Here is a 16,105-nt window from a genome sequence, read left to right on the forward strand (position 1 = left end):
ATGCCTGACGAACTGGTTGCCTTTTTTGCCTACGGAACGTTGAAGCGAGGCGAGGTCCGCGAGAACTGCTGGCCCTGTCGACCGGTGGCCGTGCTGCGCGGCTCGACGCCTGGTTCGCTATGGCAAGTCGCCGACTATCCCGGGCTCAAGCTCGAAGGGGAAACACGCGTGGTCGGCGAGATCTGGTTGTTTGATGCCAAGCAAGAACAACGCTTGCTGGAAACGCTCGACGAGGTCGAAGGGTACCCGACCTTGTACACGCGGGAAGTGGTCGAGTGCGAAACGCTCGATGGCCAGCCCATCACGGCGACCACCTACGTCTTCAACAAACCGATTCTGCCGACGTACGCCCAAGTACCAGCCGATGCCCAGGGCATGGTGAACTGGACCGGCAACGCTCAGCGTTTCGCGTAGACCTCGGCCATCTTTTCGACGCGAGCCTTGATCGCTTCACGAGTCGACTTGGGAGCCAACACCTCGGCTTCCGGCCCAAGGGCCAACACGCGAGGAATGATCTCCAACTCGTGGGCCGCTTTGACGGTCAGCGTGATGCTACCATCGTCATGCTGTTCGACCTTTTGCTCGGCATGCCATGGGTCTTCGACCACCCAGTTAGCCGCGGTAGCCGAGATCTTGATTTTGAAATCCATCGGCTTGTGGGCCGCGAAGATACCAATCGAGCCCCCGAGGTGTTCTTCCAGGTCGAAGTCTTTGGGGACCTTGAAGTAGTCGTCGGTCACCTCCGCCTTCTTGAAGCGATCGAGCTTCCAGTGGCGGATTCGATTGGGATCGTCTTCCACCAGCTCACTGGCCGCGGCGACGATGTAGATGCTTCCCTGATGGAACACGATGCCGTACGGTTCAAGCCGCCGCTGGCTGGGCGAAGGCTGCCCTGGCTTTTGATAGGCGACTTCCACGATACGATGCTGATGAATGGCCCGGTTCAGATTCTTGAGCGTTCCTTCCTGGGCCGAATAGTTCTTCGAGGCCAGCCCCGTCACGTACAGTACCTGGCGATACTTGCGGTAGTGCTCCCACGTTCCTTCGGGAAGTTGCTCTTGGATCTTCGTCCAGAACGACTCGACCCCAACCCAAAACGGCGTGCCTGAGAGTGGCAGCAGTAGGTCGCGTCCCAGCGACAAGGCGATCAACTCGGTCGCCGTCGCGGTGATCTTATGCATCCCACGGCCACTGGCGCCGAGCTTCCAGACACGCCCTCGACCGGAGTCGTGTACGTCGATATCGAGCCCTGCCGCCTGAAGCGATTCGATATCACGGCGGACCGTGCGCGTGTGCAGCGAAGACAATCCCAGTTCGTCGACCAGCGCGTCGCGGATCTCTTCCAACAGGCAGCCGTAGCGATAACGCTCGAGAATCTGCAAGATCTTGTGCTGCCGAATGAGTTGTTCGTTGCGTGCCATCGTGAATGCCTCCATGCCGGGTGGGTGACGCGGAAGTCCAAGTGTAACCAACCGCCCCGCGCGATGCTATTATCTCAACCTTATCCCCTTCTCTCTCGTCCCCTCCTCCCTTCCCAAGGGAGAGGGGACAAGAGAAGATTTACCGGTCGAATGTTCGTTTATCTCGTAGCAAGTGGTGATAGTGCTGGGCGAAGCGGTGGGACTCGTCGCGGACGTATTGCAGTAGTCGCAAGGCAAACGAGTGACGACTCAGGCGAATCGGTTCGCTTTCACCGGGGCGGTAGACTTCTTCTTCGCGTTTGGCCAACGAGATCACCGTTGGCGGCTCGATCTTGAGATCGCGAAAAGCGGCCATCGCCGCGTTGAGTTGCCCCTTACCACCGTCGATCAGCAGAATGTCCGGAAAGACCTCGGAACTGTCGCTCAGCCGTTTGAAGCGGCGGGCCACGACCTCGTGGATACTGCGGAAGTCGTCGACGCCATCGACGCCGCGAATCTTGTAGCGGCGATAGCCTGGCTTGAACGGCAGCCCGTCGAGAAACTGCACGAGACTGGCGACCGTGTCACTTCCGCCCAGGTGGGCGATATCGACCCCTTCGATCGTGCGCGGCGTTTCTGCCAGGCCTAATACCTTCCGCAGACCGGCCAAGCCCTTCTTCGGATCGACGTAAAAGACTTCCGGCTGGGCATGCGTCTCCAGCTCGCCCCGCTCGTCGAGACGCTGGAGCATGGTGATCTCGTCGCGCAGCTTCGCGGCTTTCTCGAATTCGAGGTTCTTGGAAGCTTCCTGCATTTCGTCTTGCAGCTGCTTCAACAGGCGCGTCCGCCCTCCTTCCAAAAACATCTGCAGACGGCGGATGTCTTTGCGGTACTCTTCCTTGCTGATGCGAAGGTTACAAGGTGCCGTGCATTGACCGATGCTGGCCAACAGACAAGGTCGAAACCATTTCCAGCGTTCGTCCGACTCGTCGATATCGAGGTCGCACGTGCGGAACTTAAAGATCCGCTGCAGCACCTGAATGGCTCCGCGCAGGGCCCCGGCACTGGCGAAGGGGCCGTACAGCTTGGCGTTTTTGTCCTTCGGTTCGCGGGTAAATTCAACGCGGGGGAAGTCTTCCCGCTGCGTGATCATCAGGTAAGGAAACGTTTTGTCGTCTTTTTGCTCTTTGTTGTACTTCGGCTGAACGTCTTTGATCAGCCGCGATTCGGCGAGCAATGCGTCGACTTCGCTTTCGGTCTCAAGGTAATCGGCGTCGGCGATTTCATTGACCCAGTAGCCGGTTCGCTGATCGAGGGCCGCTTCGGCCAGAAAGTAGCTGCTGGCGCGCGAGCGAAGATTCTTGGCCTTGCCAACGTAGATCACACGGCCTTTGTCATCCTTGAAGATGTACACGCCGGAAGTGGTCGGGAATTTACGAACCTTGTTCGCGGTCACCGTAAAGGGAACATGTTCGGCGGGCTTCCCTTCAGAAGAAACCGCTTCAGGCGATGGGGCAGGCTGCTGGCCGTCGAGATTCTCTGCCATGATCCTAGGGGGCTAAGGTGTACAAGATTCCATCATGAAATTCTAACCCTTACCCGATTTTTTGGCAGTACGAACAACGGAAAAGAGGTTTCCGCCCGGCAAGAACGAAAAGAAGGCTACCTGGGACACGATCAGGCAGCCCTCTTGCGAGCCTCATATTGAGGAGTGAAGGAAACTAAGAAACGGCAACCGCTTGGGTTTCCGTTTCCAGGCGTACCAGGGCTTCGCCGAAGTCGATCTTGTCGTCTTCCAGGCCAGGTACCTTGCGGAACAACACTTCGGCGAAGCGTCCGAACTGTTCGGGAATGACGCGATAGAAATTGTTCTTACCATCACGCCGCGATTCAATCAGGCCACAAGTTTTCAGCAAAGCCAGGTGATGGCTGACTGCCGGTTGGCTTTGATCGAGCAGGTCGCACAGCGATCGAACGTTCAGTTCGCCTGCCTGTAGCAGGTAGCTGAGGATCTTCAGCCGAGTTTCGTCGGCCAACAGTTTAAAGAGTTGAACGAGCTGACGAGCAACGTCTTCGTTCAAGGGTTCGTAAGGCGAAACTTCCTTGCCGGATCCTTCCGGCTGGGAAACATGCGAGGGACTATCGTTGTCCGAGTAGTACCCTTTGGACATCGTGTGTCCATTGGCTGGAGTAGCCAAGAACATCATGGCAGATCTTCTCCGTGTTAGTAAGGCTTGGGCCCCTACTGAATAGTTAAGTGAACTGGCCCTGAAACTGGATAAGTCACGCCCTGAGAGATAGCTTGACGCGGCCAGTGCTTAACCCTCGCTCGCCTTAATGACGTAACGGAGAAAGGCAGATTCCAACGAAGACGCGTGAAGTTAAATCGAATGGCGTTGAGCAAACCCAATTGCTAGTAGGTGAACCAAGCGCTAACGGCTCTATTACTGCAATCGAGCCTCGCCCCAACGTACGAATGCTCGGGCAAGGCGGTTCGCTCATTCTCGGAGTATCGGACAATTCCCATGAAACTGCAACATTTCTCTCGAAAACAACGGTTCTGGATTGCGCCTTTCAAGCGGTATGGTCGGTTTGAGATCAGCATATCGTCATCTCTTGCGGAATTTGATACGATCATGAACTTGGGTGATGATCACCTGGAAACCCACTGCCGATGGCCCAAATGAGTGAGAAATCACCGAATGAAATGGTCAATACGAGGATTATTTCCTTACTTCTTTCCGCTAATCTTCGTAGTCGCTCTCTTTTTTGCGCTCCGGATGGGGTCGCTCCCCCCCGCTGACTTTACCTTTTCTAACGGTACCGAGCCCCAAACCGTCGATCCGGCAAAAAGCACCGGGGCACCGGAAGGGCGGATCATCGACGCCATCTTCGAGGGCCTCTATCGGAAGATGCCCGACCCGAATGATCCCAACGACATGATCCCAATGCCTGCGATGGCCAAGTCGCATGAGGTTTCGGACGATCTCAAGACTTATACGTTTCATATGCGCGAAGGCGCCAAGTGGACCAACGGCGAGCCGGTGACCGCCCACGACTGGGACTTCTCGTGGATGCGTTTTTTGCATCCCGAATCACGAACGCAATACGCCTATCAGTTGTGGTACATCAAGAACGCCCAGCGTTACACCACCGGTGACGTCCACGAAGGAGACCGCGTCGAAGTCGAACTGGCCGATCGTAAGGATCGCGCCCAGATGTATCCTCGCGGCACGGTGATCTCGGGCATTCTGAGGAAGATCGACACTTACCCGGAAGGAGCGACCAAGTCCGAAGACGCGGGTCATGGCGAAGAGGTAAGCTCCTTCAAAGTGTTTACGGTCGACTGCGTGCCAGAGAAAGATGGCCAGCCGCAGTGGGATGGAGAAAAGACCGAGCGGGTCTTCTATCAATCAGGCATCCCAAAATCGTACCTGTCGAAACATCCCAAAGCCGAAGAAGCAATGCACGTGCTGCTCCACTTCAGCGAAGTGGGGATCAAAGTGCCTGACAAGATGACCCTGGTCATCGAGTTGGAATCGCCGACGCCGTACTTTCTGGAACTCGCTTCGTTCTATCCAATGCACGCGGTCAATCGCACGTGTATCGAAACCTACGGCTACCCCGACTGGACCAAGCCCGAGAACATTGTCACCAACGGTCCCTACCAGATTCAGGAACGCCGCATTCGTGATCGTATCCGCCTGAAGAAGAACCCCACCTATTGGAATGCGGACGAGGTCAAGCTCGAAACGATTGACGCCCTGGCGGTGCAATCGAACACCACGCAGCTGAACATGTACATGAGCGGCCAGATGGAATGGGCGACCGATATTCCCAATTCCGTCTTGGATGAACTGAAAGAGATCGACGCAGAGAAAAAGAAGGAGCCCGGCCGCGAGAACGAACGTGACGACCTGCTGATCGCCCCAATGCTGTCCACTTACTTCTATCGCGTCAACACGACTCGGCCCCCGCTGGATAATCCCAAGGTACGTCAGGCCCTGAACCTGGCGATCAACAAGCAGGAAATCGTCGACTTCGTTACCCGCGGCGGTCAGATCCCGGCAGGCTCGTTGGTTCCCCCGGGGATTACCGGCTACGAAGGACCTCCGACCGAGTCGTACGATCCCGAGCGTGCCCGAAAACTCCTTGAGGAAGCACTGGGCGGCAAGAAGATGCGTCCTATTCAGATTCTGTACAACACGTCGGAAGGGCATAAGCAGATTGCCGAAGTGATTCAGCAGCAGTGGAAACGCAATCTGCATATCGATGTTCAACTGCGGAACGTCGAATGGGGCGTCTACCTGACGACGGTCCGCGAGATGGATTACGACGTTGCCCGGGCTGGTTGGATTGGAGACTATCCCGATCCGAACACCTTTCTCGACATGTTCGTTACCGGCGGCGAGAACAACGAGACCGGCTGGAGCAATAAGAAGTACGACAGTCTGATCGATTCCGCACGAAGCGAAGCCGATCCGGAAACGCGTTTCAACATGCTGCGCGACGCAGAAGAGGTGCTGGTCGACGAGATGCCGATCTTACCGATTTACTTCTATGTTTCGATCAACATGGTGCGGCCGTACGTGAAGAACTTTTATCCGAATCTGCAGGATCTCCATCCCCTGCACATCCTCGAAATTGACCAGCAGCAACGCGAAAAGATTCGCGAGTGGGAGGGCTTGGAGTGATTTACTTTTTGGCCAAGCGGCTAATGTGGCTGGTGATCACGTTGTGGGTCGTCTTCACGATTAGCTTCTTTCTGATGTGGACCGTCTCGCCGGAAGGCGCGCTGCTAAGCGAGCGGCAACTTCCCGAGGCGATCAAACGCAACCTGGAAGAGTACTACGATCTGGATAAGCCGCTCGGCACGCGGTACGTCAAGACGATGGGCAACTATCTTGTCCTCAACCCAGGCCCCAGCATGAAGCTGATCGACAAATCGGTCTTCGAGATCATCGCCGAAGGTCTACCGATTTCGATTTCGCTCGGCCTGCTCGGGCTCAGCTTTGCGATGCTGATCGGCTTCTCCACGGGAATCATTTCCGCCCTGCGAAGACAATCGGTGATCGACGTGACCTTTCGCATGATCGCCACGCTCGGGATCGCGATTCCCAACTTCGTGTTGGCCGGTTTTGCGATCATTATTTTCGTGTTCGGCTTGAACCTGTTTCCCGCAGCCGGTTGGGGACGCCCGATCAACCTGGTGCTGCCGTCGCTGTGCCTGGCGGCTCCCTTCGCGGCGTACATCTCGCGCCTGACGCGGACCGGCATGCTGGAAGTGCTCGGACAGGACTACATTCGCACGGCCTACGCCAAGGGGCTGATGCCGGCGACGGTAGTGCTGAAGCATGCGTTTCGTGGAGCCATTCTGCCGGTGGTCTCGTTCCTGGGGCCGGCCACGGCAGGCATCCTGACCGGGTCGCTGGTGCTCGAGCGCATCTTCTTTATTCCTGGACTGGGGAGCCACTTTATCGAAGCGGTGCAGCAGAAAGATCATCCGGTCAGCCTGGCGGTGGTGATGATCTATACGTTTCTGTTGTTCTCGATGAATACGTTGGTCGACCTTTCGTACGGTTTGATCGATCCTCGCGTCAAGCTTGACAAGTAACTCCTTGCTGCGAAGGCCATAGCCTTGGATTCCCTCAAAAAGCACGACCCCTACGCCGACGCGTTGCCGCCGATCGAAAAATATCAGGCCATGTACAACGAGGCGAGAAACATCCGCGGAATTTCGCTCTGGCAAGACGCCTGGCGTCGACTTCGCCGCGACTGGGTCTCGATGACGGCACTCAGTTTCCTCGTACTGCTGGCCCTGGCGGCAATCTTCACCCCGCTATTTCCCTTGCAATCACCTCGGGAGCAAGACCTGGCCAACCGCTTGGCGCTGCCCCCGGAGTTTCACTCGACGACGCAGAAGGCAAACGAAGATGGGGAAAAGGAAACCGTCCCGGTCAGCTTGCACCTGAAGGACCTGAAAGGGGAAGAGTTCGACCGCCGCGTGGGCGAACTGTGGACCGATCCGACCGGTTTCGACATGCTGCTACTTCACACCCGGTTGGTGATCTTCGGCGACTACTGCCTGCCGAGCCTCTGCGGCACCGACCTGTTAGGACGCGACCTGCTTTCACGTTTGTTCTACGGGGCTCGGGTTTCGCTCATCGTCGGTTTGGTCGCCACGCTCGTTTCGCTGATTATCGGCGTCAGCTATGGGGCGATCGCCGGTTACTCAGGCGGGATCGTCGACGACTTCATGATGCGGGTAGTCGACATCATGTACTCGGTGCCGTTCATCTTCCTGGTGCTGTTTTTGATTACGATCCTTAGCGAAGACGACGTGAAACAGTGGCTGGAAAGCTACGGCATCAGCCGCATCGTGATTCTTTATATCGTGATCGGGGCCGTTTACTGGCTGACGATGGCCCGCGTGGTGCGAGGTCAGATCATCAGTTTGAAGAACGAACAATTCGTCGACGCCGCACGAACCGTCGGCGCCAGCGGGCTGCGAATCGTCTTCTTGCACCTGGTGCCTAACGTGATGAGCATCGTGATCGTTTACTTGACGCTGACCATTCCGGCGGTGATGTTGTTCGAGGCGTTCCTCTCGTTCCTGGGTCTGGGCGTGGAAGCTCCGGCGGTGAGTTGGGGTGTGCTGGCCGAGGAAGGTCTGAGGGTCATTACTCCGGTGAAGATCTACTGGTGGCTGGTGGTCTTCCCAGCCTTGGCATTGGCATCGACGCTGTACTCCTTGAACTTCCTGGGTGACGGACTGCGTGACGCACTCGACCCACGAATGAAGAATCGATAAGGGCAAGTTTGTGACTGGTGAAACGACGAGCGTCTCGAGCGAGAGCAAACCTTCCGGCACCGGTAAAGTGCTGTTGGAAGTGCGTGACCTGGCCGTCGAGTTCCGCACCGAAGATGGAATCTTCAAGGCGGTTCGCGGGGTCGATTTCGATCTGCGAGCTGGCGAAACGCTGGGCATCGTGGGGGAATCGGGCTCCGGCAAGTCGGTCACCAACCTGGCCATGCTAGGGCTCATTCCCCAGCCGCCAGGCAAGATCACCAGCGGATCGGCCATGTACAACGGTCGGGACCTGCTAAAGATGAGCGATAAGGAACTCGCGGCCATTCGCGGAAACCGCATCGCGATGATCTTCCAAGATCCAATGACGACGCTCAATCCATTCCTGACCATCGACGAGCAGCTGACCGAGGTCACGCGAAAGCATCTGGGACTCTCTTACAAAGATGCATTGGATCGCGCAATCGAGATGCTCGAGAAGGTGGGCATCCCGGGTGCAAAACGTCGCGTGTTCAACTACCCGCACGAGTTCTCTGGCGGGATGCGGCAACGCGTGGTGATTGCGATGGCGCTCTCTTGTGATCCGGAAATCTTGATCGCCGACGAACCGACGACGGCCCTGGACGTAACCATTCAGGCCCAGATCCTGGAACTGATGCAAAAACTGCAAGAGGAACACAACACGGCCATCGTGATGATCACGCACGACCTGGGCGTGATCGCCAATACGGCGACCGATGTACTGGTCATGTATGCAGGCCGCAAGGTAGAGCAGGCCAAGGTCCACGATCTGTTCGCCGATCCACGGCACCCTTACACGCTCGGGCTTCTCAATTCGATTCCACGGATCGATGAAGAAGTTGGGGCTCAGCTCTCGCCCGTCGCTGGTCAGCCGCCCGACATGAGCGAGCACATCCCCGGCTGCTCGTTCTATCCGCGATGTCCCTATCGCGTCAACGACTGCCAAAAGATCGATCCGCCCCTTGTTCAAGTCGATACGGGAACATGGCACGCGTGCATTCGCGACGTCACCCAGCTCGATCCGCCCGTTTCCTCCACCGCCACCAACGAACGTCTTAGTTAAGCTACCGCATCCATGTCACAAGTATCCGACGCCTCTCCCGTTCTCGAAGTCCGCGACCTGAAAGTTCACTTTCCGGTTCGTCGCGGTATGTGGTTCGCGTCCCAAACCGAATACGTACGGGCCGTAGATGGCATATCGTTCGATGTGAAGCCAGGCGAAACCTTTGGCCTGGTGGGGGAAAGTGGTTGCGGTAAATCGACCACGGCCCGGGCAATCATGAACCTGGTAAAGCCGACCGCTGGCAGCGTCTACTTAGGGGGCAAACGCATTGACAATCTCTCGCCTGCATCGATGCGGCAACATCGCAGCGACCTGCAGATGATCTTTCAAGATCCATACGCGTCGCTCAATCCTCGTATGACGGTCGGTACCATCATTGGCGAGCCCCTGTCGATTTTTGGGCTGAAGTCAGGCCTCGATCGAAAGCTGGAAGTGATGCGACTGATGGACGTCGTTGGGCTCAATCCGCGGTTTATAAATCGTTATCCGCACGAGTTCTCGGGCGGTCAGCGGCAACGCATCGGCATTGCCAGGGCACTCGCCGCACGCCCCAAGGTGATCGTCTGCGACGAACCGATTTCCGCGCTCGACGTTTCGATTCAAGCCCAGGTGATCAATCTGCTGATGGACTTGCAGCAGAAACTTGGCGTGGCCTATGTCTTCATCGCCCACGACTTGAGCGTCGTCCGGCATATCTCACATCGGATTGGGGTGATGTACCTGGGTCGAATCGTCGAACTTTCTCAGTCACAAGAGTTGTTCCGGCGTCCGATGCATCCCTACACCCAGGCTCTGTTGTCCGCGATTCCGGTGCCCGATCCCGATATCGAACGCAAACGGCAGCGGATCGTACTGGAAGGGGAAGTTCCTTCGCCTGATACATACTACCCCGGCTGTCCCTTCGCCGATCGCTGTCCGATCGTGCAGCCTGAGACATGCACGGCCAGTCCGCCTCCGCTGGAAGGAACTCCGCATCCGGCGGCCTGTTTCTTCGCTGGCGACGAATCACCCGAAGACGCCGCGAAGAGCTAACTCGCAGCCGATCCCGATTTGGAATTCGAGATGTCGTCGGCCATCTTCACGATCGACGAGCCTGTCCGCATGCGACGCGATTCCATGTAGAAACGAACAATCGCTTCGACTTCCGGCTTCAAACTGCGGCAAGCAAGATCAATCGACGCGAAGCCGGCCAAGGGGGAGTCGTCCTGCGTGAGATACAGGGTGACGCCTTGCTCGTGGGTCTCGAAGCGGGCAATTTCTCGCCAGGGTGTCTTGCGACTGCCGAGAAATGAATTCTGGATGACTCCCCGCGGTCCCAGGTCAATCCGCACGGGAACGAACATTTTCCACGTAGCCACCAGGCAGGCCAGCACGACCACCAGCGATATCCAAACCGATACGGTTCCGGAATAGGTGAGAAACGCGAGCACTACCAGCAACAATGCCGTCGCACCCTGAGCAATATGGTCATCGCGAATAGGCAGACGCACCAGGGATAGCTCTGGTGAATGCGTCTCGAATTCCCGACTGGATGGTGACATGGATTGCCGATCAATGCCCCTTGATGGGAAAGGGCTGCCTGGGTGTCAAACTCATGGGGGAGCGTCATCATCGACTGACGCAGGATGATGACTAGGTGTTCGCAGTGCACCGGCAATCATTATTCCCACGCTCCAGTATAGGATACTCAGAATCACGAGACTCCAGGCAACAATGGCGGGAAAGTTCTCGGAAAAGAGAATCTTAATCGGCGGCACGCTACTCCGTTGTGCAGGCCTTTTCACTGGCGAATGGCCTCGATCCTGCCGTTGCTCCAGTTCTTGGGTTAACTTCTGCCAGTTCTCGGTCGCCTCAGGCGTATCGTAGGTCTGGGCGACCCAGTTACGTGCTTGCAGTAAACCATAGGTTACCAGGCCCAAAAGAGCGACGTACCCAGCCCCAATTCCCATTAGAGTTTGCCGATGCATTACTGCTCGCCTGGCTTGTTCTCAAAGAGTTCCAGCAGAGCGATTACCGTCGCGTTGACACCTGTCTCCAGGCAATCTTCCGCGTCAGGATAGAACAGCGGCGAGTGCAACGATGGCGGCTCTTGTCCCAACTGCTCGTAGCGAGCCAGACGTTTCGCATCAACCGCCCCCAACCGGTACATAAAGATCGGCACGCCAGCGATTCCGTATCGGCTGAAGTCTTCGCCTCCCATCGAAGGGTCGACCGGTACGACCTTTTCATCGCCGAACGCGCGATTGAAATGCTTCACAATTCGCCAAGTCAGGTGTTTGTCGTTGAAGAGGCTCGGCGTTCCTTCGCTAATTTCGATTCGCGGCTCCGGGGCTCGATAGCTGATCGCCACGGCTTTCGCCTTCCGCTGGATGGCATCGAGCAGTTGCTTGCGTACCTCTTCGCCGTAGCTCCGCACTGTGAGTTGCAAGTGACATTCATTGCCGATGATGTTGTGTTTCGTACCGCCGTGGATCGCACCCACCGTGACAACAGCCGGGTCGGTGGGGTTGATTTCGCGACTGACGATCGTTTGCAGGTCCAAAATCAACTGGGCTGCCTGAACGATAGGATCGACGGTCGCGTCGGGATGGGCGCCGTGTCCTCCTTTGCCTTGCACGTAGATATCGACGCTATCGACATTCGCCATCGCGTAGCCGCTGCGATAGCCCACGGTTCCCGTCGGCAAGTTGGGATCGACGTGCAAAGCGATCGCGTAGTCCGGCTTCGGAAAACGGTCGAACAGGCCGTCATCGAGCATCGCTTTGGCACCCTGCCCTTTTTCTTCCGCCGGCTGACCGATGATCATCAGCGTGCCGTGCCACTGATCGCGATGCGCGGCCATGTACCGGGCCGTGCCCACCACGTTGGTCATATGAATGTCATGGCCACAGGCATGCATCACCCCAGACTCGGTACCGTCTTCCAACTTGACGGTCTCTTTCGACGCATACACCAGTTCGGTGTTTTCGGTGACCGGAAGCGCATCAAGATCGGTCCGCAGCATGACGGTCGGTCCCACGCCGTTGGTTAGAATCGCGACCAGCCCGTGACCACCGACGCCAGTCGTTACCTCGTAACCGGCTGACTTCAGCAACTCAGCCAGGCGCCGGGCAGTCTCCGCTTCTTCAAAAGAGACTTCCGGATGAGCGTGAAAGTTCTGATAAATCTCGACCAACGAGCCGATTTCACCGTCGACCCACGTCTTGATTTGGGGGGAATCCTGACCGGGAGGATCGGCTTTAGCGTCCGCCGGGGGCATCGTGCCGTAAATCGTGACAAACAAACAGGTAGCGGCGAACGAAACAGCGCGAGCCCGAACCATGGATCAAAGTCTCAAAAAAAAGATGCGAATTACGGCTTGTCAATTAGAGGGGATAAGGATTATCATCCCTAGATAGATTATAGCACGGTCTAATTTTATTCGAGCAGACGTCCGCGACTCATCCAACGGCGTCTGCTCATTTTACTTCTTGACCGATCCGATGGCTAAAAGGGCTGGATTCTTCGCCAGCATCATCCCCAACTCATGAACGAATGCCCGGGAGGCCTTGGCTCGGTGGCTGATCAACCCCTTGATCGCCGGCCCCATCTCGCCAAACGTGCGATGGTATTCGCGCAGCTCGAAGAGGGGATCGTAGCCGAAGCCATTGGTACCGCGGCGCTCGGTAACGATTCGGCCATGACACTTGTCTTCCGCTTCTAGAACGACCTCTCCCTGGGGATTGGAAAGAACGATGTGGCACACGTAGTGGGCGCCCCGCTTTTCCGGCGGCAGGCCTTCCAGCTTTTCCAGGAGCAAGTCATTGTTCTTCTCGTCGGTCGCGTCGTCGCCAGAGAACCGGGCAGAATAAATCCCCGGGGCGCCTTTCAGGGCATCGACGCACAGCCCGCTGTCCTCGGCCAGAACCCACTGCCCGAGGGCAACCGCTTGCTGGGTCGCCTTCTTGGCAGCGTTCTCGGCAAACGAGCTTCCATCCTCGACCACCTCGGGAAACTCTTCCAGCGTTTTCAGCTCGATATTCAGCGGCAACAAAAGACGTTGCAACTCGCCCCGTTTCTTTTGGTTATAAGTGCCAAGCACCATTTGCCGGTTGTCGGACATCGCTCGTTTCTCACTGGGATCGCCGTTTCTCGAATAGGTTGAAGACATCGTAACGAGAAACCAGCGCATAAAAAAGGTTCCACGCTTCATCGTGGAACCTTGGATGATTCGATTGAATGTCGTCCGCAGTGATTCTAGCGGAGAGGACGTCGTGCGTAGTCCGCGGCGATGCTTACCTTGGGGACTTCGACCGGAAGTGGCTGCACGTCGAAGACGATTCCGTTGAGCGACTTGGGCTTGTAAGACGGAGCCGTACCCCCTTCAATCGTCGCGGTACCGGTTCCACCCTTGTAGCCATCCATGATGCGTTTGACCTGCGGGTTGATTTCGATCTTGCCGTCACGACGCGGCGTGCCTACGGTTTCAAACGAACCGACCGTGACGATGCTTTCCGATCGATCGTGGAAGCTATACGCCTCGACTCCTTGCTTGCGAAGGGCGCCGGCCAGCTTCTCGGCCTTCTCGGCGGCTACGGCCAGGCGAGTTCCACTGACGATGTTCTTCTGTTCGATCTCGTCGATCTTCTTCTGGTCCAGTTCCACGGCACCTCGGAACGTGGCCACACGCACGGTGTACTTGCCTGGGCAATTGAGCAGGCTGTATTGGTTGTCCTTGTTCATCTTCAGGACTAACTCATCCATGCCCTTGGGACGAAAGTATTCTTCGGGAAGCAGAGGATTCCGGGTAACGAACGCATTGCCCATGGGGCCCTTTTCTTTGTCGTCTTCCGAATCGATCGCTTCGCGTAGCTTCTGACGAATCGTTTTGATCGTGTCGTTCTTAACGGTGTAGCTGTCTTTGAAGACCTTCGGCTTGGCCGTCTTGATCTTGTTGAGCGTCTTTTCTACGCCGCTTTCATCCACCGTCTGAAAGTTGCCGACCATCACGACGTAGCTGGTAAAGCTCACGTCGTTCATGTAGCGCATCTTCTTGGGGCCGCCGTAACGATCGTACCCTTTGCCGACCACCGAGTCGGTGTAGTCGTAACTCTGATGCCAGGTGTACGCTTCCAGGCCGTAGTCCTTACGAAGCTCCAACACCAGGTCGTTGGCATCCTTTTCGGCGCCCGGACCGGTGAAGCTGGTGGCCATGATCAGCCAGGGCCCGTGTTCTTCGGTCAGTTCGTACGTCTTTTCCGCGTCAGCTTCCACACGCTGAAAAGGAATCAGATTAGCCCATGGCGGCGCGGCCCAGGTTGTTGTGGTGACAGCGGCAACAAGGCCCATAGCCAAGGCCAGACGCAAATTCGTGTGGACAAACATCCTTGCTTGTTCCCCTCATATGACAACAAATGCATCGATCGATTCCAAACCCATCTTGGGCCAGGAATGTCGGGGAACAGTAACAGTTGGGCCTCGGTCACGACAAGAGGAATCTTGAGACAATTCCTCACGGATTTCCAGAAACCTTTCGCACGTGCTAGCTAAGTCGATCTACTCTAAGCTTCGACAAGCTCCGAGAGCCCCACCAGTTGGCGCGTCTTTTCCAGCAGTTCGCCGTACTTAGGCTTGGGAACCTGCGTGTCGACGCCAACCTGGGCCCCCTTCTTCTCGTTGTCGCGCGAGACCAGCGACGAGAAGATCACGATCGGCAGCGAGCCCAGCACCGGATGCATCCGGACATGTTTCGCCAGGCTGAAGCCGTCCATGCGCGGCATTTCGATATCGGTGATCAGGATCCCGACCTTCTCGCGAATCGTTTCGACCGTTTCCCCTTCGGCGAGCGTCTCCAGGTATTCCCAAGCGGCCTGTCCGTCGACAAAGCCATGGAAATTAGTGAAGCCGGCGTCTAGCAGATGGTCACGGATCATCTCCGAGATCATTCGAGAGTCTTCGGCAAACACGACCGGGATATTGGGCGCATCAATTCGCGTTATGCCGGAATTTTGGCTCTGCTCATCGCAAACGCCTGCCACCTCGGCCCCGATCGACTCGAAATCGAGAATCTGAACCAGCTTTCCGTCGATCAGCACCACGCTGGTAATCGGACCGGTCATCCCAGGTGTCACCGGAAGTGGGCGTGTGGCATTCCAACTGACGCGATAAATTCGGTGAACGCGATTTACTCGGAACGCGAGTGGACGTTGGTTGAATTCCAACAGTAGCAGGCAGTCGCTCTCTTTCGAGGCAACTTCCGCCACGTCTCCATACAAAAAGTGCCCCAGATGAATCAGCGTGACGACATCTTGGCGAATGCGGACGACCCCTTCGATCGAAGGGTGTCCTTCCGGCAGACTGGTCACCTTGGTGATTCCCAGCACTTCCTTGACCTTGGCAACGTTGACGCCAAAGGTTTGTCCGCCAACTTCAAACACCAGGATTTCGGCCTCGTTGGTGCCTGCTTCCAAAAGAATCCCGGTGTTAATACCCAGCTTTGAATTTTGCGCATTCATTGTGCCGCTACTCGCATGGCTTCCTAGTTGTTGATTTCAAGAAACAACTCAACAAAGGATTGATCGGCAGTGCTAGCATCCTCCCAGAAACGTTTACCGATAATGGCGAAATATGACGATTGGAACGAATGTGGCAAGTCTGCTTCTGATCGTCACAACGATATTTCACACATAACGAATCAATTTTACCTCTATTTCTTTGATCGCTTGTCTGATACTGTGGACTCTATTCCCCAGGGAAGCGGTTCAAATTGCATTTTCATACAATCGTAGTTGCTGCTTATCTTCACCTATTCCCAATCCCCCTTTTCTAGAGAAC

General features: G+C 56.4%; 14 protein-coding genes. 6 read left to right on the plus strand and 8 right to left on the minus strand.

The features are described 5' to 3' along the window. On the plus strand, positions 1-414 hold the full coding sequence (locus Pan97_RS19475) for a gamma-glutamylcyclotransferase family protein (RefSeq protein ID WP_144975504.1): 414 nt from the start codon (positions 1-3) through the stop codon (positions 412-414). On the opposite strand, the gene Pan97_RS19480 is transcribed toward Pan97_RS19475, so the two are convergent. From Pan97_RS19480 to Pan97_RS19490, 3 genes are all read right to left on the minus strand, one after another. Continuing rightward, positions 399-1,421, minus strand: a complete 1,023-nt coding sequence (locus Pan97_RS19480; protein ID WP_144975506.1) for a helix-turn-helix transcriptional regulator — start codon at positions 1,419-1,421, stop codon at positions 399-401. The genes Pan97_RS19475 and Pan97_RS19480 overlap by 16 nt on opposite strands. A 139-nt stretch (positions 1,422-1,560) precedes the next feature. Then, positions 1,561-2,946 carry an excinuclease ABC subunit UvrC gene (locus Pan97_RS19485; protein ID WP_144975508.1) on the minus strand — a complete coding sequence of 462 codons (1,386 nt, stop codon included), beginning with the start codon at positions 2,944-2,946 and terminating at the stop codon, positions 1,561-1,563. A 175-nt stretch (positions 2,947-3,121) separates the two neighbouring features. Beyond that, positions 3,122-3,607: an ArsR/SmtB family transcription factor gene (locus Pan97_RS19490; RefSeq protein WP_206668905.1), complete on the minus strand. Its 486-nt coding sequence runs from the start codon at positions 3,605-3,607 to the stop codon at positions 3,122-3,124. Positions 3,608-4,102: 495 nt separating this feature from the next. Here Pan97_RS19490 and Pan97_RS19495 point away from each other — a divergent pair, with 495 nt between their 5' ends. From Pan97_RS19495 to Pan97_RS19515, 5 genes are all read left to right on the plus strand, one after another. Then, positions 4,103-6,094, plus strand: coding sequence for a peptide ABC transporter substrate-binding protein (locus Pan97_RS19495; protein WP_144975510.1), 1,992 nt, complete (start codon positions 4,103-4,105; stop codon positions 6,092-6,094). Then, positions 6,091-7,014, plus strand: a complete 924-nt coding sequence (locus tag Pan97_RS19500; protein ID WP_196782157.1) for an ABC transporter permease — start codon at positions 6,091-6,093, stop codon at positions 7,012-7,014. The genes Pan97_RS19495 and Pan97_RS19500 overlap by 4 nt, the downstream gene beginning before the upstream one ends. A 90-nt stretch (positions 7,015-7,104) precedes the next feature. After that, the gene (locus Pan97_RS19505) at positions 7,105-8,211 is read left to right on the plus strand and encodes an ABC transporter permease (protein WP_144978526.1); all 1,107 of its coding nucleotides are present in this window, start codon (positions 7,105-7,107) and stop codon (positions 8,209-8,211) included. Positions 8,212-8,221: 10 nt separating this feature from the next. After that, complete coding sequence (locus tag Pan97_RS19510; protein ID WP_144975512.1) at positions 8,222-9,292, plus strand: ABC transporter ATP-binding protein; 1,071 nt, start codon at positions 8,222-8,224, stop codon at positions 9,290-9,292. Positions 9,293-9,304: 12 nt separating this feature from the next. Continuing rightward, positions 9,305-10,324: an ABC transporter ATP-binding protein gene (locus Pan97_RS19515; RefSeq protein ID WP_144975514.1), complete on the plus strand. Its 1,020-nt coding sequence runs from the start codon at positions 9,305-9,307 to the stop codon at positions 10,322-10,324. On the opposite strand, the gene Pan97_RS19520 is transcribed toward Pan97_RS19515, so the two are convergent. The 5 genes from Pan97_RS19520 to Pan97_RS19540 form a co-directional block, all read right to left on the minus strand. Beyond that, a complete protein-coding gene (locus Pan97_RS19520; protein WP_144975516.1) occupies positions 10,321-10,833 on the minus strand; it encodes a hypothetical protein in 513 nt (170 codons plus the stop codon). The genes Pan97_RS19515 and Pan97_RS19520 overlap by 4 nt on opposite strands. 425 nt (positions 10,834-11,258) lie before the next feature. Next, positions 11,259-12,614: a M20 metallopeptidase family protein gene (locus Pan97_RS19525; RefSeq protein WP_144975518.1), complete on the minus strand. Its 1,356-nt coding sequence runs from the start codon at positions 12,612-12,614 to the stop codon at positions 11,259-11,261. Positions 12,615-12,755: 141 nt separating this feature from the next. Continuing rightward, positions 12,756-13,463 (minus strand): RdgB/HAM1 family non-canonical purine NTP pyrophosphatase, encoded by a 708-nt coding sequence (gene rdgB, locus Pan97_RS19530; RefSeq protein WP_315861150.1) that lies wholly within the window; start codon positions 13,461-13,463, stop codon positions 12,756-12,758. A gap of 65 nt (positions 13,464-13,528) precedes the next feature. Continuing rightward, positions 13,529-14,656 carry a hypothetical protein gene (locus Pan97_RS19535; protein ID WP_144975520.1) on the minus strand — a complete coding sequence of 376 codons (1,128 nt, stop codon included), beginning with the start codon at positions 14,654-14,656 and terminating at the stop codon, positions 13,529-13,531. Between the two features lie 176 nt (positions 14,657-14,832). Further along, positions 14,833-15,786 (minus strand): chemotaxis protein, encoded by a 954-nt coding sequence (locus tag Pan97_RS19540; RefSeq protein WP_144975522.1) that lies wholly within the window; start codon positions 15,784-15,786, stop codon positions 14,833-14,835. Positions 15,787-16,105 lie beyond the last annotated feature (319 nt).

The organism is Bremerella volcania (assembly GCF_007748115.1).
Lineage (GTDB): Bacteria > Planctomycetota > Planctomycetia > Pirellulales > Pirellulaceae > Bremerella > Bremerella volcania.

Excerpts from the sequence above, each read along its gene's own strand:
- Pan97_RS19490 (WP_206668905.1), bottom strand. The coding sequence starts at position 3,607 with ATGATGTTCTTGGCTACTCCAGCCAATGGACACACGATGTCCAAAGGG.
- Pan97_RS19480 (WP_144975506.1), bottom strand. The coding sequence starts at position 1,421 with ATGGCACGCAACGAACAACTCATTCGGCAGCACAAGATCTTGCAGATT.
- Pan97_RS19515 (WP_144975514.1), top strand. The coding sequence starts at position 9,305 with ATGTCACAAGTATCCGACGCCTCTCCCGTTCTCGAAGTCCGCGACCTG.
- Pan97_RS19520 (WP_144975516.1), bottom strand. The coding sequence starts at position 10,833 with ATGTCACCATCCAGTCGGGAATTCGAGACGCATTCACCAGAGCTATCC.
- Pan97_RS19535 (WP_144975520.1), bottom strand. The coding sequence starts at position 14,656 with ATGTTTGTCCACACGAATTTGCGTCTGGCCTTGGCTATGGGCCTTGTT.
- Pan97_RS19495 (WP_144975510.1), top strand. The coding sequence starts at position 4,103 with ATGAAATGGTCAATACGAGGATTATTTCCTTACTTCTTTCCGCTAATC.
- Pan97_RS19525 (WP_144975518.1), bottom strand. The coding sequence starts at position 12,614 with ATGGTTCGGGCTCGCGCTGTTTCGTTCGCCGCTACCTGTTTGTTTGTC.
- Pan97_RS19485 (WP_144975508.1), bottom strand. The coding sequence starts at position 2,946 with ATGGCAGAGAATCTCGACGGCCAGCAGCCTGCCCCATCGCCTGAAGCG.
- Pan97_RS19475 (WP_144975504.1), top strand. The coding sequence starts at position 1 with ATGCCTGACGAACTGGTTGCCTTTTTTGCCTACGGAACGTTGAAGCGA.
- Pan97_RS19540 (WP_144975522.1), bottom strand. The coding sequence starts at position 15,786 with ATGAATGCGCAAAATTCAAAGCTGGGTATTAACACCGGGATTCTTTTG.
- Pan97_RS19505 (WP_144978526.1), top strand. The coding sequence starts at position 7,105 with ATGTACAACGAGGCGAGAAACATCCGCGGAATTTCGCTCTGGCAAGAC.
- rdgB (WP_315861150.1), bottom strand. The coding sequence starts at position 13,463 with ATGCGCTGGTTTCTCGTTACGATGTCTTCAACCTATTCGAGAAACGGC.